The 24007-nt window shown below is 50.0% G+C and carries 21 protein-coding genes; all 21 read right to left on the minus strand.

Translation table 11 applies throughout. From position 1 onward, the window contains the following. Positions 1–53: 53 nt before the first annotated feature. Positions 54–1061: an aspartate--ammonia ligase gene (gene asnA / locus AC6I3O_RS13145; protein ID WP_497851282.1), complete on the minus strand. Its 1008-nt coding sequence runs from the start codon at positions 1059–1061 to the stop codon at positions 54–56. A 27-nt stretch (positions 1062–1088) separates the two neighbouring features. Continuing rightward, entirely contained in the window at positions 1089–3482 is a 2394-nt protein-coding gene (locus tag AC6I3O_RS13150; protein WP_497851283.1) for a homocysteine S-methyltransferase family protein, read from the minus strand. Between the two features lie 11 nt (positions 3483–3493). After that, positions 3494–4138, minus strand: a complete 645-nt coding sequence (locus AC6I3O_RS13155; protein WP_497851284.1) for a Vitamin B12 dependent methionine synthase activation subunit — start codon at positions 4136–4138, stop codon at positions 3494–3496. Between the two features lie 18 nt (positions 4139–4156). Beyond that, positions 4157–5026: a methylenetetrahydrofolate reductase [NAD(P)H] gene (gene metF, locus AC6I3O_RS13160; protein WP_497851285.1), complete on the minus strand. Its 870-nt coding sequence runs from the start codon at positions 5024–5026 to the stop codon at positions 4157–4159. Between the two features lie 15 nt (positions 5027–5041). Continuing rightward, complete coding sequence (glgA, locus tag AC6I3O_RS13165) at positions 5042–6478, minus strand: glycogen synthase GlgA (protein WP_497851286.1); 1437 nt, start codon at positions 6476–6478, stop codon at positions 5042–5044. Positions 6479–6545: 67 nt separating this feature from the next. Beyond that, complete coding sequence (spo0A, locus tag AC6I3O_RS13170; protein WP_497851287.1) at positions 6546–7343, minus strand: sporulation transcription factor Spo0A; 798 nt, start codon at positions 7341–7343, stop codon at positions 6546–6548. A gap of 119 nt (positions 7344–7462) precedes the next feature. Beyond that, complete coding sequence (spoIVB, locus tag AC6I3O_RS13175; protein WP_497853470.1) at positions 7463–8527, minus strand: SpoIVB peptidase; 1065 nt, start codon at positions 8525–8527, stop codon at positions 7463–7465. Between the two features lie 80 nt (positions 8528–8607). After that, positions 8608–10287: a DNA repair protein RecN gene (recN, locus tag AC6I3O_RS13180; protein WP_497851288.1), complete on the minus strand. Its 1680-nt coding sequence runs from the start codon at positions 10285–10287 to the stop codon at positions 8608–8610. 8 nt (positions 10288–10295) lie between these two features. Next, positions 10296–10742 carry an arginine repressor gene (gene argR, locus AC6I3O_RS13185; protein ID WP_497851289.1) on the minus strand — a complete coding sequence of 149 codons (447 nt, stop codon included), beginning with the start codon at positions 10740–10742 and terminating at the stop codon, positions 10296–10298. 4 nt (positions 10743–10746) lie between these two features. Continuing rightward, entirely contained in the window at positions 10747–11580 is an 834-nt protein-coding gene (locus AC6I3O_RS13190; RefSeq protein ID WP_497853471.1) for an NAD(+)/NADH kinase, read from the minus strand. After that, complete coding sequence (locus AC6I3O_RS13195; protein ID WP_497851290.1) at positions 11580–12395, minus strand: TlyA family RNA methyltransferase; 816 nt, start codon at positions 12393–12395, stop codon at positions 11580–11582. The genes AC6I3O_RS13190 and AC6I3O_RS13195 overlap by 1 nt, the downstream gene beginning before the upstream one ends. A gap of 16 nt (positions 12396–12411) precedes the next feature. Beyond that, the gene (gene dxs / locus AC6I3O_RS13200) at positions 12412–14274 is read right to left on the minus strand and encodes a 1-deoxy-D-xylulose-5-phosphate synthase (RefSeq protein ID WP_497851291.1); all 1863 of its coding nucleotides are present in this window, start codon (positions 14272–14274) and stop codon (positions 12412–12414) included. 14 nt (positions 14275–14288) lie between these two features. Continuing rightward, entirely contained in the window at positions 14289–15191 is a 903-nt protein-coding gene (locus AC6I3O_RS13205) for a polyprenyl synthetase family protein (protein WP_497851292.1), read from the minus strand. Then, positions 15181–15405 carry an exodeoxyribonuclease VII small subunit gene (xseB, locus tag AC6I3O_RS13210; RefSeq protein WP_497851293.1) on the minus strand — a complete coding sequence of 75 codons (225 nt, stop codon included), beginning with the start codon at positions 15403–15405 and terminating at the stop codon, positions 15181–15183. Before xseB ends, AC6I3O_RS13205 begins: the two co-directional genes overlap by 11 nt. A gap of 24 nt (positions 15406–15429) precedes the next feature. Beyond that, positions 15430–16656: an exodeoxyribonuclease VII large subunit gene (gene xseA, locus AC6I3O_RS13215; protein WP_497851294.1), complete on the minus strand. Its 1227-nt coding sequence runs from the start codon at positions 16654–16656 to the stop codon at positions 15430–15432. A gap of 44 nt (positions 16657–16700) precedes the next feature. Then, positions 16701–17108: a transcription antitermination factor NusB gene (nusB, locus tag AC6I3O_RS13220; protein WP_497851295.1), complete on the minus strand. Its 408-nt coding sequence runs from the start codon at positions 17106–17108 to the stop codon at positions 16701–16703. Continuing rightward, positions 17109–17492: an Asp23/Gls24 family envelope stress response protein gene (locus AC6I3O_RS13225; RefSeq protein ID WP_159751336.1), complete on the minus strand. Its 384-nt coding sequence runs from the start codon at positions 17490–17492 to the stop codon at positions 17109–17111. It abuts the gene before it with no gap. Positions 17493–17593: 101 nt separating this feature from the next. Beyond that, the gene (locus AC6I3O_RS13230) at positions 17594–19195 is read right to left on the minus strand and encodes a peptide chain release factor 3 (protein ID WP_497851296.1); all 1602 of its coding nucleotides are present in this window, start codon (positions 19193–19195) and stop codon (positions 17594–17596) included. 139 nt (positions 19196–19334) lie between these two features. After that, positions 19335–20846, minus strand: coding sequence for a L,D-transpeptidase family protein (locus tag AC6I3O_RS13235; RefSeq protein ID WP_497851297.1), 1512 nt, complete (start codon positions 20844–20846; stop codon positions 19335–19337). Positions 20847–20906: 60 nt separating this feature from the next. After that, positions 20907–22982 (minus strand): ABC transporter permease, encoded by a 2076-nt coding sequence (locus AC6I3O_RS13240; protein WP_497851298.1) that lies wholly within the window; start codon positions 22980–22982, stop codon positions 20907–20909. Further along, positions 22972–23739, minus strand: a complete 768-nt coding sequence (locus tag AC6I3O_RS13245; protein ID WP_497853472.1) for an ABC transporter ATP-binding protein — start codon at positions 23737–23739, stop codon at positions 22972–22974. Before AC6I3O_RS13245 ends, AC6I3O_RS13240 begins: the two co-directional genes overlap by 11 nt. Positions 23740–24007: the final 268 nt, after the last annotated feature.

The following is a 24007-nucleotide window of genomic DNA, read 5'->3' on the forward strand; positions in this document are numbered from 1 at the left end:
ATAATTGTCAACCAGTTATGATGTTCATTATTTGAAACAATTTTCTGCTGGTCTTACAACAAGAAAATATTATGCTTTTTACAGATATCCCGCATTTCTTTCGGCCAGAGGCTTGCCTGGACTTCCCCTACATGGGCGCGGTCCAGAAGGAGCATGCAAAGCCTGGACTGCCCGATTCCGCCGCCAATGGTGTAAGGCAGCTTCCCTTCAAGCAGCATTTGATGGTAAGGAAGGTTTTTGCGCTCCTCACAGCCGGCTTTTTTTAGCTGCTCTTCCAGTGATTTCTCGTCTACCCGGATACCCATGCTGGAAATCTCCAGCGCGCTATTAAGATGCTCGAACCAAAACAGGATATCTCCGTTTAGCTGCCAGTCGTCGTAGTCCGGCGCACGTCCGTCGTGGGGCTTGCCGCTTGACAGCTTATCTCCGATCTTCATTACAAATACACAACCGTATTCTTTCGTGATCAGGTTTTCCCGCTCTTTGGGCGTCTTGTCCGGATAACGGTCTTCCAGTTCCTGGGAAGTAATAAAAGTCACATCCCCCGGAAGTTTCTTGGCGGCTTGCGGATATTTGTACCAGACTTCATGCTGCATATGCTTGATAATCTTGAAAATATTACGCACCGTTTCCTTCAGCGTCTCTTCCGTCCGCTCTTCTTTCGTTATGACCTTTTCCCAGTCCCACTGATCTACATAACAGGAGTGAAGGTTATCAAGCTCTTCATCCCGGCGTATGGCATTCATATTGGTGTAAAGCCCCTCTCCCGGCAAAAAGCCATACTCATAAAGGGCCATACGTTTCCATTTAGCCAGGGAGTGTACCACTTCCACCGTCTCTTTTGGGATGCCGGCAATATCAAACTGTACCGGACGCTCGATTCCGTTTAAGTCGTCATTTAACCCGCTGCTTTTCTCCACGAACAGGGGAGCCGAAATCCTCTCCAAATTCATTTCTTTCCCGAACTCTTTCTGGAAAGTGTCGCGGATATACTTGATGGCTTCCTGTGTCTCGCGGACGCTAAGCCGCGGCTCATAATTTTCTGGCAATATTAAAGACATTTTTTTCTTCCTTTCCTAAATTATTTATCAATTTTCGTTCAAGATTCTCTGGGCATAATACACAGACTGCATAGCGTCTTTTCCGTAAAAATCAGCGCCGATCATATCTGCATACTCTTGATTCAGCACCGCTCCTCCCACCATCACCTTACAGTCGGCTTTACGTTCTCTCAAAAGCTTTATGGTGTCCTCCATGCTGGCTACCGTCGTGGTCATCAGTGCGCTAAGGCCCACCAGCCTGACGTCTTCTTCTACTGCACATTCCACGATTGCCTCCGGCGAAACGTCTTTTCCAAGGTCGATGACGTCAAAGCTGTAGTTTTCAAGCAGCACCTTCACGATATTTTTTCCGATATCATGGATATCCCCTTTGACGGTCGCAAGAATGATTTTCTGCTTCTTCCTGACATCATCCCCGTTTTTGGCTAAAGCGTCTTTCAGCACGGCGAATGCAATCTTTGCGGCATCTGCGCTCATAAGAAGCTGTGGCAGGAATACAGTACCCTGCTCGAATCCCTTCCCCACATCATCCAACGCAGGAATCAGGTGCCAATTGATGATATCAAGGGGCGCCAGAGTCTTTAAAAGTTCCACTGCCCCGTGATGCGCCTCTTCTTTTAACCCCTTTTCGATGGCGTCCTTTAACGTCAGGTTCCCAGGACCGGCAGGCTGCGGCACAGCTTTTTCCGGCTGCGCGCCGTATTTACGGATATAGGATTCACAGTTCTGGTCATAATTCATCAAGGCGCAGAAGGAATCATAGGAACGCATCATATCTTCAGAGGAAGGATTGACGATTCCTGCGCTCAGCCCGTTTAGCAACGCCATAGTGTAGAAATTGGCGTTGATGACCGGGCGGCATGGAAGCCCGAAGGAGATGTTGGATACACCCAGCACGGTACATACGCCGTAAGTCTCACGGACTTTCCTCAATGCTTCAAGGGTAATTTTCGCTCCCTCAGGCTCTGAGCTGATGGTCATGGCCAACACATCTACCACGATATCCTTCTTCCCAATCCCGTATTTTGCAGCTTCATGGATGATTTTCCCGGCAATCCGGCACCGCCCATCTGCGGTCTGTGGAATTCCGTCCTCGTCGATGGTCAGCGCCACGACCACACCGCCATATTTCTGAACCAGTGGGAACACGGCGTCCATGGATTCCTGCTTGCCGTTCACGGAGTTAATCATTGGTTTCCCGTTATAGATGCGCATGGCGCGTTCCATGGCGCGTATATTTACGGTGTCAATCTGCAGCGGCAGGCTGGTCACGCTCTGTAACTCTGTCACAGCCTCCTGCATCATGGCCTCCTCGTCAATATCCGGAAGTCCCACGTTGACATCCAGGATATGCGCGCCCTTGTCCTGCTGTGTGACGCCCTCCCTTAAAATATAGTCCATATCATGGTCTTTTAATGCCTGTTTGAACTTCTTTTTTCCCGTGGGATTGATCCGTTCGCCAATGATGACAGGTTTTTGGTTCAAAACGACTGCCCTGCCGTATGAGGAAACGATGGTATCCTCTTTCGGCTCTTTCGGCTTTGGCGTCCTTCTTCCTGCCATCTCTGCCATGGCGCGGATATGTTCCGGAGTCGTCCCGCAGCATCCGCCGATGGCGCTTACGCCAAGCTCTAAGATTTCTTCCATGGTCTTTGCAAATTCTTCCGGATTGACATCGTAGTAAACTTCTCCTCCTCTTTGTTTGGGAAGTCCGGCGTTTGGTTTTACAATGACAGGTATTGAGGCATACTTCATGAGTTCTTTCAGTACCGGGAGCATCTGTTTCGGCCCAAGACCGCAGTTTAATCCCAGTGCGTCCACACGGAGCCCTTCCAGCATTGCCACGACAGCCGGAACGTCTCCTCCTGTCAGGAGTTTCCCCTTTTCGTCAAATATCATGGTGACGGTGACGGGGAGGTCTGTATTTTCCTTTGCGGCAAGGATTGCTGCCTTGACTTCATAGGTGTCGCTCATGGTTTCGATATGGATGAGGTCTGCCCCAGCGGCGGCTCCCCAGCGCATGACTTCCTGAAATGCATGGTATGCGGCTTCAAATTCCAAGTCACCCATGGGTTTTAAGAGCTTGCCGGTAGGACCTACGTCAAGAGCGACATAGGACGGCCGGTTGTCATGGACGCCAAGGCCGGCGGCTTTTTTCGCATTTGTGACGCCGGCCTCTACGATTTCCTTTAACTGGTATTGGGAGTCATGGAATTTCAGTGCATTTGCACCGAATGTATTGGTCAGGACGATATCGCTGCCGGCTTCAAAGTACTGGCGGTGGATGTCGATGATCTCGTCGGGGTGGGTCAGGTTCCAGGCCTCGGGGAGTTCCCCTGGCCCAAGCCCTTTGGATTGGAGGAGGGTGCCCATTCCTCCGTCAAAGTATAATAGGTCTTTTCCTAAATGTGTACGTATCATATAGCGCTCCTTTATATGCGTCGGTAAGTGCAGTCTATCTTTTCGCAGGATTCACAGCCCTGTACGTGGCAGGGAATGTTAAGCTTGCTCAGACCGATGATTGCGGTTACGGATTTTGTAGGGGTAAGCATGTTGCCGGAGGTCAGGGTCAAGCCGATTTTTTTTGGCGCGTCCAGCATGCAAAGGATTTGCTCCTGATGAGTGATGGGGAAATCGCCGTAGCCAGGGCTGAATCTTGGCCTTAGGTAGAAGCCTTCTTTTTCCTGCTCTCGGCGCAAGATTTCCTGGCAGCAGTCCAGATATTCTTCTAACATGGCCGCGGCGCATGCCTGAAGGATGACGACTCTTGCCATGTCAGTTAGGGTATAGCGGCGGAGCATGGTGTCTATGTCCACCCCTAAGGTAGCTCCCAGAAGATATGCTTTTTCGCAGCTTTTCAGATTCCGTTTCAGATTGCGGCTTTGAATTTTTAGGGTTCCGATTGACAGGGTATCGTTTTCTTCCGGGGACACGTCAAAAATGCGATAAATGACCCGTCTGCCTGCGGCTTTTTCCAATTCCTGAAAAGAACTGGCAATCAGCGCAAGTGTACGGGCATCTATCGCATGGTTTCCGTATCCCAAATAACGAACTGCCTCTTTGGTTCTTTCGTCCATACGTTTTCCTTCTTTACTTTATACTGCTATAATCTTTGACAAGTTTTGCATGATTGCACCGGCAACTTCCGGCTTATTCATGGAATATACATGAATGTGGTTCACGCCGTTTGCAATCAGGTCTATGATCTGGTCGGTGGCGTATGCGATTCCTGCCTGCTGCATCGCTGCTGGATCGTCCCCGAACCGGTCTACGATTGCACGGAACCGTTCCGGGAGGATGGTTCCGGATAAGCCTCCGATCCTAGCAATCTGCTTCTTGTTCGTAACAGGCATAATTCCCGGAAGCACTGGGACAGTAATTCCTTTCTCACGGATGCGGTAAAGAAAATTGTAAAGGATATTGTTGTCGAAGAACATCTGGGTTGTAAGGAAATCTACCCCGCATTCTACCTTATGCTTGAGGTTTTTGATATCATCCTTCTTATGCTCCGTCTCCACATGGCCTTCCGGATAGCAGGCAGCGCCGATACAGAAATCTCCCTGCTTTCGGATATCCTCTATCAGCTCGCTTGCATAGCGGTAATGGCTGGGCAGGGGAAACTCGCTCTCTGCCGGAATGTCTCCCCTGAGCGCCAGAATATTTTCAATCTTATTCTCCTTCAGCTGGCCTATGACCCTGTGTACCTCCTCTTTTGTGGAAGATACACAGGTCAGGTGTGCCAGGCTCGTCACACCGAAATCGTTTATGATCTGTGTGGCAATGCTGACGGTGTTCTTGCTAGTCCCACCGCCTGCACCGTATGTCACACTGATAAAGGAAGGCTTGAGCTCCGCAATCTTTTTCGTGGCAGTAAGTACACTGTCGTATCCCGCATCTGTTTTCGGAGGAAATACCTCAAACGAAATATGCGGTTCTTCACTCTTTAGTATATCTCGAATCTTCATGTCTTTTCTTACACCTTACATGCTGTCGTACAACGCTTCATACTGCTTCGCAGAATTGCCCCATGAGAAATCCTGGCTCATGGCACGCTCTACCATCTTATTCCAGTCACGTTTCCGGTCATAGTAGATCCGCTCCGCATAACGGACGGTAGCCATCATCTCATGTGCATTGTAGTTCGTGAAGCTGAAGCCTGTACCAGTCTTATCATATTCGTTATATGGCTCTACCGTATCCTTCAAGCCTCCCGTCTCCCTTACGATTGGAAGCGTGCCGTACCTTAAACTCATTAACTGGCTCAGCCCGCAAGGCTCGAACAAGGACGGCATCAGGAATGCGTCGCAGGAAGCATAGATTCTGTGGGATAACGGGTCTGAATAATAGATATTGGCAGATACCTTTCCCTGATACTTCCACTCGAAATGGCGGAACATGTTCTCATACTTCTCTTCTCCTGTACCAAGAACTACGATCTGGATTGCATCCTGGCACAGTTCGTCCATCACGTAGGCAACCAAGTCGAATCCCTTTTGGTCTGTGAGCCTTGACACAATTCCAATCATCATCGTATGCGCATCCTGCGTCAGGTTCAGTTCTCTTTGCAGCGCCAGTTTGTTCTTCACCTTCTCCTTGCGGAAATTGTCAATGTCATACTTCTTCTCAATATGGGGATCCGTTGCAGGGTTATAATCATCGTAGTCGATACCGTTGACGATACCGGATAAACAGTTCGCCTTGGCGTTCATCAGCCCATCCAGTTTCTCGCCGTAGAACGGCATCTTAATCTCTTCCGCATAGGAATTACTTACCGTGGTAACTCTGTCGGCATATACAATCCCGCCCTTCAGATAGTTGGCGTCCTTATAGGCCTCTAACTTGTCCGGCACAAAATAATACTGGGGCAGCCCCGTGATGTCACGCACCCGCTTCGTATCCCAGGTTCCCTGGAACTTCAGGTTATGTATCGTCATGATTGTCTTGATTCCCCGATAATATTCTGTCCCGAACCGGAAATTGTCAAGATAAATCGGAATCAAGCCAGTCTGCCAGTCGTGGCAGTGGATGATGTCCGGGCGGAAATCAATCACCGGCAATGCGCTCAGGACTGCCTTAGAGAAGAAGGCGAACTTCTCAATATCCGCATACATATCTCCGTAGGGAGCAAATCCATTAAAATAGTACTCATTATCTATGAAATAGAATGTGATTCCCTCATATTCGTATGTCAGTACGCCCACATACTGCTTCCTCCAGTTCAAATCCATGTAGAAATGCGTATGGTAGGCAAGTTTTTCTTTCCATTCTTCCTTCATGCACATGTATTTCGGCAGCATGACACGGACGTCGTATTTGTCCTTATCAAAATACTTAGGCAGGGAACCGACAACATCCGCAAGCCCTCCTGTTTTAATAAATGGTACTGATTCTGATGCTGCAAATAGTATTTTCTTCATACTCTTTTCCTCCAAACCTCACATATATGTTTCTATTATACCCTACTTTTGCTCAGAAGAAAAGTATTTATCTGTTTTTATATTCTAATCTTATGGTATCTGCGATCAACGCGATGAATTCTGAGTTGGTCGGCTTACCTTTTCCGTTGCTGACCGTATACCCGAACAGGTCGTCCAGCGTATCTAGTTTTCCTCTGCTCCACGCTACTTCGATGGCATGGCGGATTGCCCGTTCCACCCGGCTTGCCGTTGTCTGATGTTTTTTTGCCACTGTGGGATACAATACTTTTGTGATGGCATTGAGGACGTCTAAATCCTCTACCGCCATGATGATTGCATCCCTGAGATAGTGGTATCCTTTGATATGCGCAGGAATTCCTATTTCGTGAATCATATCCGTTACCCGACCCTCCAGATTCGGCTCCGGACAGTTGTCCATCACAGCCCCCGTCCCAGCCGAAATCTGGGGGTTCAGTTCATGCCGAATTACCTGATTCGCATGTTTGATTCGGTTGAGTACCATCTCATTATTAAATGGCTTCATGATGTAATAGCTTGCACCCTTTTTGAAGGCATCTTCTGTAATTCTTTCCTGCCCCACTGCGGTAACTACAATAAAATCAGGATGTTTCTTCAGTCCTTTGTCATTGCTGACCATTTCCATTACGCTAAGACCGTCCATTTTCGGCATGATGATGTCAAGCAGAACAACATCGGGCTGTTTTTCTTTAATCAGATGATACATGTCCTCTCCGTTGTTTGCCTTTCCCACCAGCTTTAATTCCTCGTCATTGCTTATGATTTCGCCAAGCAAGTCCAAGATTCTTTCATTGTCGTCGGCTATAGCCACGTTAATCTCTCTCATTTTACGCAATGCCTCCTTTCCTAACATCAAAAACTGTCGAGTTTGATTATAAAGTCTGGCACATGGAAAAACAAGAAATTACTGTCGTAAAAGTTGGACTTATATCGACAATTATTTTACTATTCGACATTTTCCATCATATCTTCTATAAATATACCGTATCCCTTGGTGGCGTCATGGACGAACACATGGGTAACGGCTCCGATGAGCTTCCCGTTCTGAATAATCGGGCTTCCGCTCATACCCTGCACGATTCCCCCGGTGACGGAAAGCAGCCTGTCATCCGTCACTTCAATCACGATTCCTTTGTTGACTTCAGTGGTATTTTTGTCGATTTTTGTAACACGAATCTGGTAGTCCTTCACCGTTCCCTCCACGGCGCAGCGGATAACGGCAGGGCCTTCCACGATCTCATCCCTGGCCGCCGTTTCGATGGGTGTCTGATCTGCAAAAAGGGCGTCAATCCGGTCAATCGTACCGAAGATACCGCAGTCCGTATTACTGGTGATTTTCCCAAGCACATTATAGTTATTGTAAACGATGATTCCTTCCATTCCGCCGGGAGCGCCGTCCTCCCCCTTCTGGATGTCCCGGATGCTGGTCTCGTAGACTCTGCCGTTTTCGATTTCCAGAAGCTCGCTGGTATCCACGTCATGGATGCCATGTCCCAGTGCGCCGAACCTGCTGTTGGTATTTAAGAACGTCACGGTTCCAAGCCCCTGGGCATTGTCACGCACCCAAATACCCAGCTTGCATTCCCTGGCATTTAAACGCACAGGCTTCATCCGGATATTCATATACTGCTCTTCCCTCCGTACCCGCAGAATGATATCTTCATCACCCAAATCCCTGACGGTTTCTATCAGTTCCGACTTGTCATGGATCGCCTGTTCGTTGAGGGCGACGATATAGTCTCCTGCCTTCACCAGGTTCGCTGCCGGTTCGTAATCCATCCCATCCTCCGCCGTGATGGAATCCGTCCCCAGCACCATCACGCCTTCCGTCTCCAGATAGATTCCAATGGGCATCCCGCCGGGAATCACCATGTTCTCCGAAGAAGTCGCGGCGTTGACCTCCGCTTCCAGCCTGTTCTGCTGAAATTCAATCAGATAGTACCCGCCTGCAACGGCAATCAGAAAGGTAACAATCATAATCAGGATTCTTCGATACCAGTATTTTCTCATCTTCATAAACCTCGACTTTCACATTCAGATTTCTCCCTTTATTATGTGACAGTTCACGGAAATTTACTCAGATTTTTCTTTTAATGTGTGAAAGTCTGCTTTGCAAGCTCTTTCATCTCCACCGCATTTTTCAGCACGGTATCCGTAATCTTTGCGCCCCCAAGAATCCGCGCCAGTTCTGTCACGGACTCCTGAGCGCCAAGTTTCCGGATTTCGGTTCTGGTCACGCCTCCCCGGGTAGCCTTCTCAATCAGGAAATGGTGGTCTGCCATTGCGGCAATCTGCGCCAGATGGGTGATACAGATGACTTGATGCCCTTTCCCGATTACCGCCATCTTCTCGGAAACCTTCTGCGCCGTCCTCCCGCTGATTCCCACGTCAATCTCGTCAAAAATCAGCGTCTCGATTTCGTCCCGCTTCGCCATCACGGCCTTGATTGCCAGCATGATACGGGACAGCTCCCCGCCGGAGGCAACATTAGCCAGGGGCTTTAAGGGCTGTCCCGGGTTCAGGGAAATCATAAACTCCACCTCGTCTATGCCTTCTGCCGTGTAATCCTTCGTCTGGGAAAACTGAATCTCAAACTGCACATTCTCGAAGTTTAAGTCCCTAAGCCCCTCCTCGATTGCATTGGCAAGAACCCTGGCCTGCTTTTTCCTGAGAGTGGACAGGGACTTCCCATACTTTTTCACTTTTTCCTCCGATGCAGCCATCCTCTTCCCCAGTTCTTCCATATACTGGTCGTAGTCCTCCAACATCTGAATCCGTTTCTCCTGCTGTACGCAGTAATTAAGAATCTTCTCGATGGAATCTCCGTATTTCGTCTTGAGATGGTTGATTTCATTCAAACGGCTCTCCGTCTCACGGAAATCCTCCTCTGAAAACTCACACTCATCTGCATACGCCGCAAGCTCACGGTTGAAATCATTCAACAGGCTGTCAATCTCCACCAACTGATCATAAAGCCCCGATGCCGTATCGTCGTACTTTGCAATATCGGAAATGGCATGGATGGCGCGGCTTAAACTCTCGCTTGCATTCTCATTGCCCTCGCTGGTGTAAAGATAAGCCTCGCTTACGCACTCTGCAATCTCCTTACTGTTCGCCATCCTGCGGTAAAGAACTTCCAAATCCTCGTCCTCCCCCGGATTTAAATCCGCCTCCCGGATTTCCCTGGCTTCAAATTGCAGGAAGGACAGTTCCTTGGCCCGCCCGCCCGCGTCCGACGACGTTTCCTTTAACTCTTTTTCGCATGCCTTATATTCTTTGTAAGCCTCCCGGACCTTCTTCTTTGCCTCGGCAACCGTATCCCGGGCAAAGGCGTCCACGATGCCAAGATGGTTTTTCTTATAGAGCAGCGACTGATGCTCATGCTGCCCGTGGATGTCAATCAAAATCTGGGCCGCTTCTTTCAAAAGCCCAATCTGCACCGTCTCTCCGTTGATACGGCTTACGCTCCGGCCCGCCATCAGCCGCCGGCTCAAAAGTACCGCGCCCTCCTCAGGATAGATGTCCAGCTCCTTTAGCTTCCGTTCCTGCTGTTCATTTTCCACAAGGAACGTAAGCTCCACCAGCCCATAATCCGCACCCTGCCTTAGGATATCCTTCGAGTATCTTCCGCCAAGGGCAAGATTCACGGAGCCTAAAATGATAGATTTCCCCGCTCCCGTCTCGCCGGTCAGGATATTTAATCCATCTTCAAACTCTACCTCGATCTCGTCAATCAAGGCAAGATTCTTCACATGTAAATTCTGTAACATACCGCCTCCTATAAGACTATCCTGCCAATCTTATCCATGACCTTCGCCGTATCCTCCACGCTTCGTATGGCGCACATGATGGTATCGTCCCCGGCGATGCTTCCCACGACCTCTCCCCACTTCATGGCGTCGATTGCCGCGCACACCGCCATTGCCATTCCCGATACTGTTTTGACCACCAGGATGTTCTGTGCCATATCCATCGAGACGAATCCATCTTTGAGTACCCGGATGTACTTCTCATTCAGGAACGTCTCATCCTGATGGATAACATACCGCTGTTTCCCGTTCTGCCCGGGAATCTTCGTAAGCTTCAGATCCCGAATGTCCCTGGACACCGTCGCCTGGGTTACGTTAAACCCCTCCCTGTGCAGATAGTCCGCCAACTCCTCCTGAGTCTCGATGTTATTCTTATGGATCAGTTCAATGATCTTCGCATGTCTATTTCCCTTCATGGTGTCAATTCCCTTTCATCTTCCCGCGTAATGTTTCCAGAAAGCTTACCTTGCTCAGCTTAATCATCGTAGTGGAGGCGCTGGACTTACGCACAGTCACCTTATCGCCCGTCTTCAGGGAAACGGCGTCCGCCCCGTCAAACGCAACATACACTTCTTCCCTGGAGCCATTGCGCCCGGGACCGATTTCAATGACGATTTCATCATCGGAAGACAGGACGATGCTTCTGGTATTCAACGCATGGGAACAGATCGGCGTAATGACAATCAGCGACGCCGTAGGTTCCACGATAGGGCCGCCAGCAGATAAGTTGTACGCCGTCGAACCCGTAGGCGTAGACAGAACCACTCCGTCGGCCTCATAATCGTTCAAAAGCTCTCCGTTTACATATAACCGGAAATGGATGATATGCAGCTCGCCTTTTCTGGACACCACGATATCGTTAAGGGACACATCTGACCTGCCGTCCTCGAATATCCCTTTCAGCATCATGCGCCTCTCCAGCACATAGTCTCCTGCCGCAAGCTGCCTGACCGCCGCGTCGATTCCGCCCACCTCCACCTCGGTAAGATATCCGAGCGTCCCCATATTGACGCCCAGAATCGGGATTTCCTTCTCCCAGAACAGCCTTGCCACTTCAATCAGGCTGCCGTCTCCGCCAATTACGACGGCACAGTCCACTTCCTTTGGCACGGAAGATTCGATAATCTTTTTATTCTCGTCTTTCTGGCATAAAATACAGGCCTTTCCCGCCTCCTCAAGTAATTTTACTACCTGTCTGGTCACAGTCTGCTCTGTATCCTTTCCATCGTTCGTTACAATCAAAAATCTTTCCATCATTTCTTTTCCTTTGCCAGCATATCAAATGCCTGCTCCGTGACCTGCAGGATATCAATCGCCTCAAAAATCCTGCCCTGCCCTTCGCATTTCCTGAGATGCGCCAGATATTCAATATTTCCTTCCGGTCCGCGGATGGGGGAAAAATCCAGATCTAATACGTCAAATCCCGTTTCGACGGCATACCCGAAAACCGCCTCGATGACTTCTACATGGGTATTCTGCTCGCGCACGACGCCCTTCTTTCCCACCTTCTCGCGCCCCGCCTCAAACTGGGGCTTAATCAACGCCACCACCTGTCCCTGTCCCCGCAGATAACCGTGGATGGCCGGCAGTACCTTGGAAAGGGAAATGAACGAAACGTCAACGGAGGAAAACTCCACCGGCTCGCCAATATCCTCCGGCGTCACATAACGGATGTTGGTCTTCTCCATGCAGACGACTCGTTCATCCTGCCGAAGCTTCCAGTCTAGCTGCCCTCTTCCTACGTCAATGGCATAGACCTTTACAGCGCCGTTTTGGAGCATGCAGTCCGTGAACCCGCCTGTCGATGCGCCTACGTCCGTGCAGACCTTTCCCTTTACGTCCACATCAAAATTTTGGAGGGCTTTCTCAAGCTTCAGCCCGCCCCGGCTCACATAAGGGAGGGCGTGCCCGCGTACCTCAATGGCGCAGGTTTCCGCAAAGGACGCCCCGGCTTTATCTTCCCTCTGCCCATCCACGAATACATTGCCCGACATAATGATTGCCTTTGCCTTCTCCCTGGAGGGGGCAAGATTCTTTTTTACTAATAATATGTCTAAACGTTCTTTCATACGCAGTCTGTTATCCTTATCTCTTTTGATAGGCATTTATAATTTTCTGTGTCATGGTCCCCACATCAATCCCCGTTTCTTCCCTGAGAGCCTGTATGCTGCCGTGTTCCACGTAATCGTCGGGCAGGGCAAGGGACAGTACCTGCACATCCCGGCATTTCCCGCCCACATATTCTATCACATGCTCCCCGAATCCTCCGGTCTGCACATTCTCTTCAATGGTAGCAATCAGCCTGTGGTCTCTGCATAATTCCTCCAGCATGCTTTGATCAATCGGCTTCACGAACCGGGCGTTGACCAGAGTACAGCGGTATCCCCGGCTTTTCAGTCTGTCTCTGACTTCTGCCGCCGCCTCGAACATGTGCCCTACGCTTACGATGGCAATCTCCGATTCCTGATACACCATCTCGCTTTTACCGTAGGCCACCGGCGCACGAAAATCCTGATATCCGTCATAGGCTTCTCCCCTGGGGTAACGGAGGGCAATGGGCCCCTGATACGAAAGGGCGAATCGAAGCATGTCTGCCAGTTCCCATTTGTTTTTCGGGGACATGACCGTCATGTTCGGGATACTGCTCAGATAAGACAAATCGAAAATCCCCTGATGGGTCTCCCCGTCGCTTCCCACCAGACCGGCGCGGTCTACCGCCAGGACCACAGGAAGGTTCTGGAGAGCTACATCGTGAATCATCTGGTCATACGCCCTCTGCAAGAACGACGAATATACGGCAAATACCGGATGTACGCCTCCTGCCGCCAGACCGGCCGCAAAGGTGACGCCGTGGGCCTCCGCAATTCCCACGTCAAAAAACCGTTTGGGATAGAGGTTCCGGAATCTGGAAAGCCCCGTCCCGTCCGCCATTGCCGCCGTGATTGCCACAATTTCCGGCCGGTTGCGCGCCTCGTCGCAGAGTACCTTGCCAAATACATCTGTATAACTGTCCTTCTTCTTCGCCGTCTCCGGCTCTCCCGTTTCAATCTGGAACGGACCGATTCCATGGAATTTGTCCGGATGCTTCTCTGCCGGTTCATAGCCCTTACCCTTCTCTGTGATGACATGGAGCAATACCGGCTCGTCCATCCTGCGCGCTTCCCGAAGCGCCCTGCACAGGACGGGAATGTTATGCCCTGGAATCGGGCCTAAATAGGTAATTCCCATGTCCTCGAAGAACATCCCAGGTACCACAAGCTGCTTGATACTGCTCTTCGTCTTACGCATCTTCTGAATCATGGAATCCCCCACCACCGGAACCTTATGGAGGGCAGCCGTGACCCCTTTCTTTAGGCCTGTATAAAAATCCGCAGTCCTAAGGCCCGCAAGATACTTGGACATGCCGCCCACATTCTCAGAAATGGACATATGATTATCGTTCAGCACAATGATGAAATTCGTATCAAGGGAAGAGGCGTTATTCAGCGCCTCGTACGCCATGCCCCCGGTCAGGGAGCCATCCCCAATCACAGAGATTACGCTGTAATCTTCGCCTCTTAAATCCCTGGCCTGTACATAGCCAAGGCCAGCCGAAATAGACGTGGAGCTATGCCCGGTGTCAAATGCGTCGCAGGCGCTCTCTTTTCTCTTGGGAAAACCGCTCATCCCTCCGTACTTGCGCAGTTCGTCAAATCCTTCCTTCCGCCCGGTCAAGAGCTTGTGGGTGTAGGACTGATGGCCAACGTCCCAGATAATCTTATCTTTCGGCAGGTCAAAGACCAGATGCATCGCCATCGTAAGCTCCACGACTCCCAGATTCGACGCAAGATGTCCTCCGCTCTTGCTGATTTTCTCAATCAGAAACTCCCGGATCTCCTCTGCAAGCTTTTGAAGTTCTTCCGGCTGCAAGGCTTTGATATCGTTTTCCTTCCGTATCCTCTCTAACATCGTCCGTCCCCTCCCTATCTGTCCCTGTGGATCAGTTGGAGTAACAGATGCTCCAGAAATGCATTCTCTCCGGAGAGCTCATGGAGCAGCCGGATTGCCTCGCCAGACAACCGCTCCACTTCTTTTTCTGCCTCTGGAATCCCAATCAGGGTAACATATGTGGTCTTCTCATTCTTCTCGTCACTGTGGGTAGGTTTCCCTAACACCTCCCTGGTACTGGTCACGTCCAGGATGTCGTCCTGAATCTGGAACGCAGTCCCTACATACCCGGCAATCCGCTCTACCTTACGGACTTCTTCCTCCGAAGCCCCTCCAAGGATTGCCCCAATCATCATGGACGCTTCGATGAGAGCCCCTGTTTTCAGCCGGTAAATGGTATCCAGCACTTCCCTGGAGATCTCGTTGCCCGTCTCTTTCACATCAATAACCTGGCCGCCCAGCATCCCGTAGATTCCCGACTTCTTTCCAAGCACTGCCAATGCCCTCCCAATGGCAAGGCTGTCCTCAGGTTCGGTCACAAACGCTTTAAAAGCCGTCTCGAATGCATAGTTCAGTAACGCGTCTCCCGTCAGGATTCCCATATCTTCTCCGTAAACAACGTGGGTCGTCCTGCGCCCCCGCCGATACTCGTCATTATCCATTGCCGGCAGGTCGTCATGGACCAGGGAATAGGTATGTATCATCTCGATCGCTGCCATAAACGGGCGCAGCGACTTTGCCGTCCCGTTATAGAGCAGGAATGTCTCCTGCATCAGCATGGGGCGCAGCCGTTTGCCCCCCGCCATCAGACTGTAGCCCATCGCCTCCATGACGACGCTCTGCAATCCCTTCTGTCTGGGAAGGTATTCCTGTAGAATCCCTTCTATTTTCTGTACCTTCTGCTTCATCTGAACCTGAAAATCATTGTCAGAATTCATGTGTTCCACCCTCTTCATCTAATATCAGCATCTTTTTTTCCACTTCATCGATGCGCTCGCTGCACTGCTTCAATGCATCCATTCCCCTGTGATATAACTGGAAGGAATCCTCCAGAGATATATTCTCTCCTTCCATCTTGCGGATGACGGACTCTAACTCCGTAAATAATTCCTCAAGGCTTGTCCCTTCCTGTTTTTCTGTCTTATCCGGCATGCTTCCTTACCCTCCTGCCTGTTTTTATTGCATTTTCAATACTCCTTTGGGATAAGGGCTGCTTTTGTCTGCCACAGCGCGTATCACGCCGTCCGTCACATAGACAGACAGGGTATCCCCAGGCCTTACCTGACAGATGCTCCTGACCACCGCCTTATCCTCACACTCCACATAAGAATATCCCTGATTCAGCTTTTGTATCGGCGAAAGTCCCTTCATCGCCTCCATAGCGATGGCAAGACGATGGCGGTTCTCCCTAAGGCATCCTTCCATCTGCTGGCGGAGCCGATCTTCTATGTCCGCCAGGCGCTGCTGCTGTTCTTGAAGCTTATAGCGCGGATGGAGATAGCGAAGCCTTGTCTGGCATTCCCGAAGCCTTGAACGGTTCACCGTGACCTGCCGGGACAAAAGACGGTTCATCGAAAGGGCATATTCTGTAAGCCTCATCTGTGTCTGGCGGTAATCATAGACCGCAAGCTCCGCCGCCGCAGACGGCGTAGGCGCGCGTAAGTCCGCCACATAGTCCGCAATAGTGGTATCCGTCTCATGCCCCACCGCCGAGATGACCGGAACTCTGCAGTCAAAGATCGCACGCGCCACCTCTTCCTCGTTGAACGCCCACAGATCCTCGATGGAGCCGCCGCCCCGGCCGACGATCATCACGTCCACCTTGGCTTTCTCCAACATCCGGATTCCACGGACAATACTCTCCTTGGCGCCTTCCCCCTGTACCTGCGCCGGGTACAAAAGCAATTGGACATACGGATTCCTGCGGGCAGAAATATTCATGATATCACGAACCGCCGCCCCCGTAGGCGCCGTCACTATCCCAATTTTCCTTGCATACATTGGAATCGGTTTTTTATATTCAGGGGCGAACATCCCCATCTCTTCCAGTTCTCTTTTCAACATCTGGAAACGCTCATAGAGGACTCCGTCTCCGTCCGGACGGATTTCCCTTGCATAGAGCTGGTAGGAGCCGCTCCTCTCATATACGTTCACCCCGCCAAGAACCACTACCTGCTGCCCGTCCCGCAGACGAAAAGAGAGCCCGCCCCGCTGCCCGGCAAACATAACGCAGGCAATCGTTCCGGACTCATCTTTCAGTGAAAAATATATATGTCCTGATGTGTGGTACTTTAAATTCGACACCTCGCCCTTCACATAGATGCGGTTCAGCATATAATCCTGGGTAAACATACTCTTAATATAAGCATTGACCTGTTTTACTGTATATACACTTTGTGCCATAAATATCCTCCACAAGAAGCTTGTGCTTATGCCAAAAAGACCTGTCACAGGCCGATTTTCGCGATCTTGGCAAGCACAGCGTTGACGAAAGCCGGTCCTTCGTCGCTGCTGTACTTCTTGGCAAGCTCCACAGCCTCGTCGATTGCCACGCCAACCGGCACGTCTTCGTCCCACTTCATCTCATACACGGCAAGGCGGAGGATCGTCAGGTCCACCTTGTTCATACGGCTGGTCTTCCATCCCGTGGTATTGGCATTCAGCAAGGCGTCGATCTCTTCCCTCTTCCCCGCCACCTTCTGCGCCTTCCCGCGGATGTAGTCAAGATCCTGCTCCCTGGGATTCTCAAGCTGTCCCAAATAAAACCCTATCTGCTCCGGCATCTCCTCAGGCTGGCAGAAATCTATCCCAAACACCGTCTTAAAGATATGTTCTCTTAACTCTGACCTCTTCACTTACGCTTCCTCCGGCATGTCCACTCCGGCAACACGGATATTGACGTCTGCGACCTCAAGACCCGTCATGTTCTCAATAGCCGCCTTCACCTTCTCCTGGACTCTCTGAGTCGTATCTTTGATGCTGTATCCGTAATTCAGGTTCAGTACCAGGGAAACGGTCACGATTCCGTCCAGCACATCCACCTTCACGCCCTTTGACAGGGACTTCATCCCGAACTTGCTGACTAATTCCCTCGTCGCGTTCCCGGTCATAGAGGAAACGCCTTCTACCTCCATGGCTGCCAGGCCGGCGATGATCGCCACGACTTCGTCCGCAATCTTCACTTCTCCCAGATTCTCATCGGTCTGTATGGTATATGTGTTACGCTCTTCTTTGCTCATAATTAAAGAAACCTCCTGTTCTAGTATACACTTCTTATCATTATATCAAATTATTAAGGCTTTGCAAAGTAGGGGCTTTGAAATTTTTCCGGATTTCCTGCCTATCTTCCGAATTCAGACAGCCTAAGCCCTTCGTTCCGCTCCACAGTCATGCGGATGCTCCACTCATTGACGAATAATAAAAGCGGACGCCCTTTTAAATCCTTGACCTTCTTCATATCAGACGTGCCCGTCAATCTGTCCAGGTCAATGTCCGTATTTTCAATCCAGCGGATATACTCGTAAGGCAGGTTGTCCAGACGGATTTCTACGTTGTACTCATTTTCCAGACGGTATTTCAGGACGTCGAACTGCAGGACGCCGACCACGCCTACGATGATTTCTTCCATTCCTGTGTTGAACTCCTGGAAAATCTGGATTGCGCCTTCCTGGGCAATCTGGTTGATTCCTTTGATGAACTGCTTACGCTTCATGGTATCTACCTGACGGACTCTCGCAAAATGTTCCGGGGCAAAGGTGGGAATCCCCTCGTAGACAAAACGTTTCGCGGAAGCCGTCAGCGTATCGCCGATGGAGAAGATTCCCGGGTCGAATACGCCGATGATATCCCCTCCGTAAGCTTTGTCGATCATCTTACGTTCACTTGCCATCATCTGTTGAGGCTGGGAGAGCCGGACCTTTTTTCCTCCCTGAATATGGTACACATCCATCCCGGCCGTAAAGGCGCCGGAACAAATGCGCATGAATGCAATCCGGTCACGGTGGGCCTTGTTCATATTCGCCTGAATCTTGAACACAAAGGCAGAGAAATCTTCCTCTTCCATGGGATCTACTGCCCCCTGGTCGGAAGTCCTAGGAAGAGGCGAAGTGGTCATGCCAAGGAAATGTTGAAGAAAAGTTTCCACGCCGAAGTTGGTGAGCGCAGAGCCGAAAAATACAGGGGAAAGTTCTCCTTTGCTCACCAATTCCTGATCGAATCTGGCGCCTGCGCCGTCCTGTAATTCAATCTCTTCCCGTAACTGTGCAAGCTGTACGTCCGTCACCCATTCATTGATTTCCCCGCTGTCAATCGAAATCTTCCGAACCTCCCCTTGCGTCGTTCCTTTGTGGGTATCCGAGAACAGTTCCACCTTCTTCGTGTTGCGGTCGTAGACTCCCTTAAATTCCTTGCCGGAGCCTATGGGCCAGTTCACCGGACAGGTGGCGATTCCCAATTCATTTTCAATGTCGTCCAGAAGCTCAAAGGTATCCATGGCCTCCCGGTCCATCTTGTTGATAAACGTGAAAATCGGGATATGGCGCATGGTACATACCTTGAACAGCTTCCGCGTCTGCGCCTCAACGCCCTTGGAAGCGTCGATTACCATCACGGCGGAATCCGCCGCCATCAGCGTACGGTAGGTATCCTCCGAGAAATCCTGATGTCCCGGGGTATCTAAGATGTTGATGCAGTATCCATTGTAACCAAACTGCAACACCGAAGAGGTGACGGAGATCCCTCTCTCCTTTTCAATCTCCATCCAGTCCGACACTGCATGGCGGGCCGTCGCCTTGCCCTTGACGCTGCCCGCTAAATTGATGGCGCCCCCGTACAGCAGGAACTTTTCCGTCAGGGTAGTCTTCCCGGCATCCGGATGGGAAATGATGGCGAATGTACGCCGTTTTTTTATCTGTTCTTTTATTTCATCTGCGATCTGTGACATAATTTAGAAACACTCCTAAGATATAGTATAGCCGCTTTTTGCGCTGGTAAACAGTATAGCATACCTTATCTGACAGTGCAACCATCCATCCGGCAGCAAAAAGGGAGAACCCTAAGGTTCTCCCTACTCTCAAACCGTGTTAATAGTGGATAATGACCGGCGTGCCCATCTCTATCATATTGTACAGCTCCGCCGCCTTATCTAAAGGCATATTCACGCAGCCATGGGAGCCGATGCCCCTGATCTGGTTCAGCGCGCCGCCAAAATTCCTCTGCCAGGTCGCGTCATGGAAACCTACCCCCTGCCAGGTAATCCGCATCCAATAACTGACCGGCGTCTCATACTCCGGTTCTCCTGTCACCGGGTCTTTCGCCCCGACCAACACCTTGTCCAATTTCTTCTCCACAATACTGTACACGCCCTCCGGCGTGACCTTCTCCGGAATCGGCTCCCCAGTCACTACATCCGTCTCAAGAGCCACCGAGCCGTTCACCACATACCACATATGCTGGGCGCTCAAATCCACCTCCGCGTAGGTGCTGCCCCAATCCGGCATGGAATGTGACGCCGCAACTCCACTGATATAATATTCTGGTTCTTTCGCAATCACCTCTTGATTATTCAGCGCATTCATGATTGTCTGAAATTCCGTATCTTCATTGATCGACCAGCCATAGGTTCCTCCGGAAACCGTGGCGCTCTTCCCCGTGGGGGTAGTGAATGTCCGGGTCGTCCCCACCGTATCATACCGTTCACCAAACTGCTCAAGCCACGCCCTTACCGCATTTTCATCCACAATTACATTCATGTCTCCGTCTACGGACAGCCACGTCGATATGACCGTCCGGTCGATTACCACGGGGACATCCATATTGTAGGTGATGCTCGCCTGGCAGTATCCGTTCATTTTATCGCATGCCTGCTTTACTTCCTCGGAATCAGAGAGAAAACGGGGAGCCTCATAGCAGCCCTCATCCGCCAGATTCATCTCCGGCATAAGATGCATGATAAAGGTTGACGCCTTCTCCTGCAAAGACTCCGGCGTCACAGAAACTCCATAGGCTTCCGGGGAAACAACAAACTGATTCCCGTCAAACGTGGGGGATGCATTCTGTGCCGGGGTCTGCCCGGCCTGAATAATCCCCAGCGTGTTAATCTTTTCCTGAAGTTTCGCTTCGTCGTAAGACAGATTGAAGGTAATATCCGCAGTATTTTCTGTAAAAAATGCTTTCGGCCACAGGAACGCGTTTTGCTCCTCTAAAACGCCTTCAAGCTCTGTGTTCTTGCCATACGCCAGAAGAATCTCACTGCTGCTGATGGTCTCTTTCCCTCCGTTGATGTCGTTCATGGTCAGGGTATATTCCCCTACCTGCCCTTTAAAGTATTCCTCCGCTTCTGCTAAGCTCTTCCCGGAAAAGTCAACTCCGTTAATCTCTGTATTCATCAAAAAATGGCGAGTAAAGAAAATAGCCGCCCCCATGTAAGCCAATGCAATCACGAGGATAGTTCCGCCGGCTATTCCCATTATCATCATCTTTTTCTTATTCGTCATCTTTTTCTTCCGTCTTCTCTTGCCCACTTTTCCACTCTTCCTTCTCGTCACAATTTCTTTCTGATTATACCATTCCCCTCCTTTCTTTTTCAATCCCATATGCATAATTCTTCAAAAATTAATCATTTCTTAAAAAATGACACGAACCGCATGGCTGCATCAGAAACCTCCGTCCACATTCCTTCGGAAACTCACATAGGTCGTGATAAAATACAGCGCATAAACCCCAAAGAACAAAAGAAATGTCAATCCGAAGTAATAGATGACCGCCGAATGGATTCCCGTATAAAAGATGAATTTTCCGCTCATGAATACGGAAACACTTCCGCCAATCGCACAGGCAAGGAATACCGGACACAGATAGTAGCACACAAGCTGTTTTAAGATAACCATGCCAATCTCCCTCCTGTTCATTCCTAATTTCCCAAGTACGGAATAACGGAATCGATATTTTGCAGAATCGCTGAGCTGGTGGACCGATAAGACGGTCAGCGCAACGCACAAGAACACCAGGCCGATATAAAAGCATGGGAAAATCACGGCGGACAGCGTGTACTTCATCTCAGGGATCAGGTTATCCCGTACCATATTCGTGACTGCCATCACAACAATCGTATCCGAGCCGCAGCAATGATTTCCGGTCAGCTCATCATCTTCCCAGTCTTCCAGATCTGTCAGGCTATCCAGTTTCTTCCCTAAATCCGCCGGCGCTTCCCCCTTAATATCCACGGCAAGCTCCGCATAATAAGGCGTAAGGGACGCAAGAGCGGAATCTGGGACGACGATCACATAATCCCCGCCGTTATGCCCGTCCTGGGAAAATGGCTCCGTATAATATCCTGCGAACACAAGCTCTCCTTCATCCCCTTCTATGGTAATCTCATCTTTCATCGTCTCTGCCTCATCCCGGATGCGTTCCTTAATATGGATGAGATACTCCCCCTCCCTAAGCGGGACCTCTTGATACCCAAGCATGCTGCGGAGATGGTTATAATCCGACAGCTTCATATACGTATCATACCTGCAATAAAAAGCGCCGTCCGAAGAATCCTTTTCGATTTTCTTACTATCCGGGCTTCCGTCTTTCTTCCGGTACGTATCTCCAAAGACTTTCAGATGCGCACTCAGCCATACATTTACCTGATTCGCACCCTTTCCCGAAACATCCGCATAGATATGATAAGGAAATATATCCAATATCTCTGCCGACTCTTCAATCACCTGAATCTCGTCGGCAAAATCATCCTCCACGTCATCACTGTAAATCTGCACGTCAAAGGGGAATTTCGTCTCCAGGAGTTTATTCTGATAATCGCTGAACATCAGCGCCACCGTACATCCAAGGAATGCCACCGTAAACAGCGCCGTCAGTGTCCCCATGGTAAAGCTCATGGTCTTGAGCTTTGACGAGAATTGCCGAAGCAGAAAAAGATTCTGCCCGCGGTAGATCCCGTCCTTCTGTCCCCGCACATAGCAGACCAGCCAGGAGGAAAGGCCGACGTAGAAAAGATAGATGACCAGGACTACCCCTATGAGGAAGACCAGGACGCCGCCGAAGCTTTGAATCCTTCCCAGGAAGATGAACGCCCCAAAGACTGCCAGAAACAGGATGGAAACCGGAAACAGCCATTTTTTTAGCTGCTCATGGGATTCTTTGATCTCTTCGTTCTTCTTCTGTGCTTCCATCAGGTCGCGGATATTCATCTTCCTGAATTTCCTGCCGCTGCGTAACAGCGCCAGAATGTAACATCCCGCATAACACCCTACGGTCATCAGGATACAAGAGCCGTTGAATTCCATATGGATATCGTATTTCATCCGAATCATACTGTAAAGAATCGCCATAATTACCTGCTGCAAAAGGACGCCAAGAGCCATTCCGATCAGGAACGCCCCGGCTCCCAGCAAAGCATTTTCACGGATATACAGATGGGCCACTTCCTTCTTCTTCATGCCGATTAGGAGATAGATTCCAAACTCCTGGCTCCGTTTCTCAAGCATGAACCGTACCATATAATTAATCAGCCATGCCACAATCAGCACGATAAAGAACGTCGCCAGTCCCACCAATGCAATCATGACGCCGGCGATATCGTACATCTCTCCAATATCTTCGGTAAATATCAGACTGTTAAATGCGAACATCAGCGCCGTCACAAAGGTCATGGTGAGGAAATATACGAAATAATCTTTTGCCGAACGCCTTACATTCCGGAACGCAAGTTTAACGAGCATCGCTTACTTCACCTCCCGTCAGGGCAAGTACGTCCAGTATTTCATTTAAAAAGTCCCGCCTGGCCTTTTGGCCGCGCATCAGCTCATGGAAGATCCGTCCGTCCTTTAGGAACAGAATCCGGCTGCAATAGCTGGCGGAAAACGCATCGTGTGTCACCATCAGGATGGTCGCCTGCATCTTCTGGTTCATGTCCGTGAACGTCTCAAGCAATGTCTGGGCGGACTTGGAATCCAGGGCGCCTGTGGGCTCGTCTGCCAGAATCAGGCGCGGGCGGTTCACCAATGCTCTTGCGCAGGCGCACCGCTGTTTTTGCCCTCCGGATACCTGATAGGGAAATTGTCCGCGGATATCGGCAATGCCCAGAAGATTCAACATCTCGTCGCACTTTTTCCGGATTTCCTTCTTGCATTCCTTGCGAAGTGTCATGGCAAGGACGATATTCTCTTCAATGGTCAGCGTGTCCAGAAGATTATAGTCCTGAAATACAAACCCCAGATTCTCCTTCCGGAATTTTGCAAGGGCGTCTTCTTTCATTTCCGCAATATCCGTATCCCCATACCAGATATGGCCTGCCGTCACGCGGTCAATGGTTGACATCATGTTCAGAAGGGTCGTCTTGCCGGAGCCTGACGCACCCATGACTCCTACGAACTCCCCTTGCGCTACCGTAAAACTGACGCGGTCGATTGCCTTCGTAACATTCGAGGCATTGCCGTAATATTTTTCTACATCACATACCCGGATATAATCTTTCATCATATCTCTTCTCTCCCTTCTGCAATCGGATATTATTGTCAGTTTTACTTTAACAGATTACTGGTAGGCGTAGTATTGCCCTTTCTTACAGTTATCTTACAATAATGAAAGATTATCGGGGTCCGCATACGGAGAATGTGCGGAGTCAGGTTTCTTTATAGGCATCTTCTTTTCTTACTACATTCAACTGCTGTACCTTCGATCTTGGTTAATATTATAAAGTACTTGGACAGAGAATACAACTCATATCTCTTTATATTTTCTCCTG

The organism is Sporofaciens sp. St.21A7, from assembly GCF_059728535.1.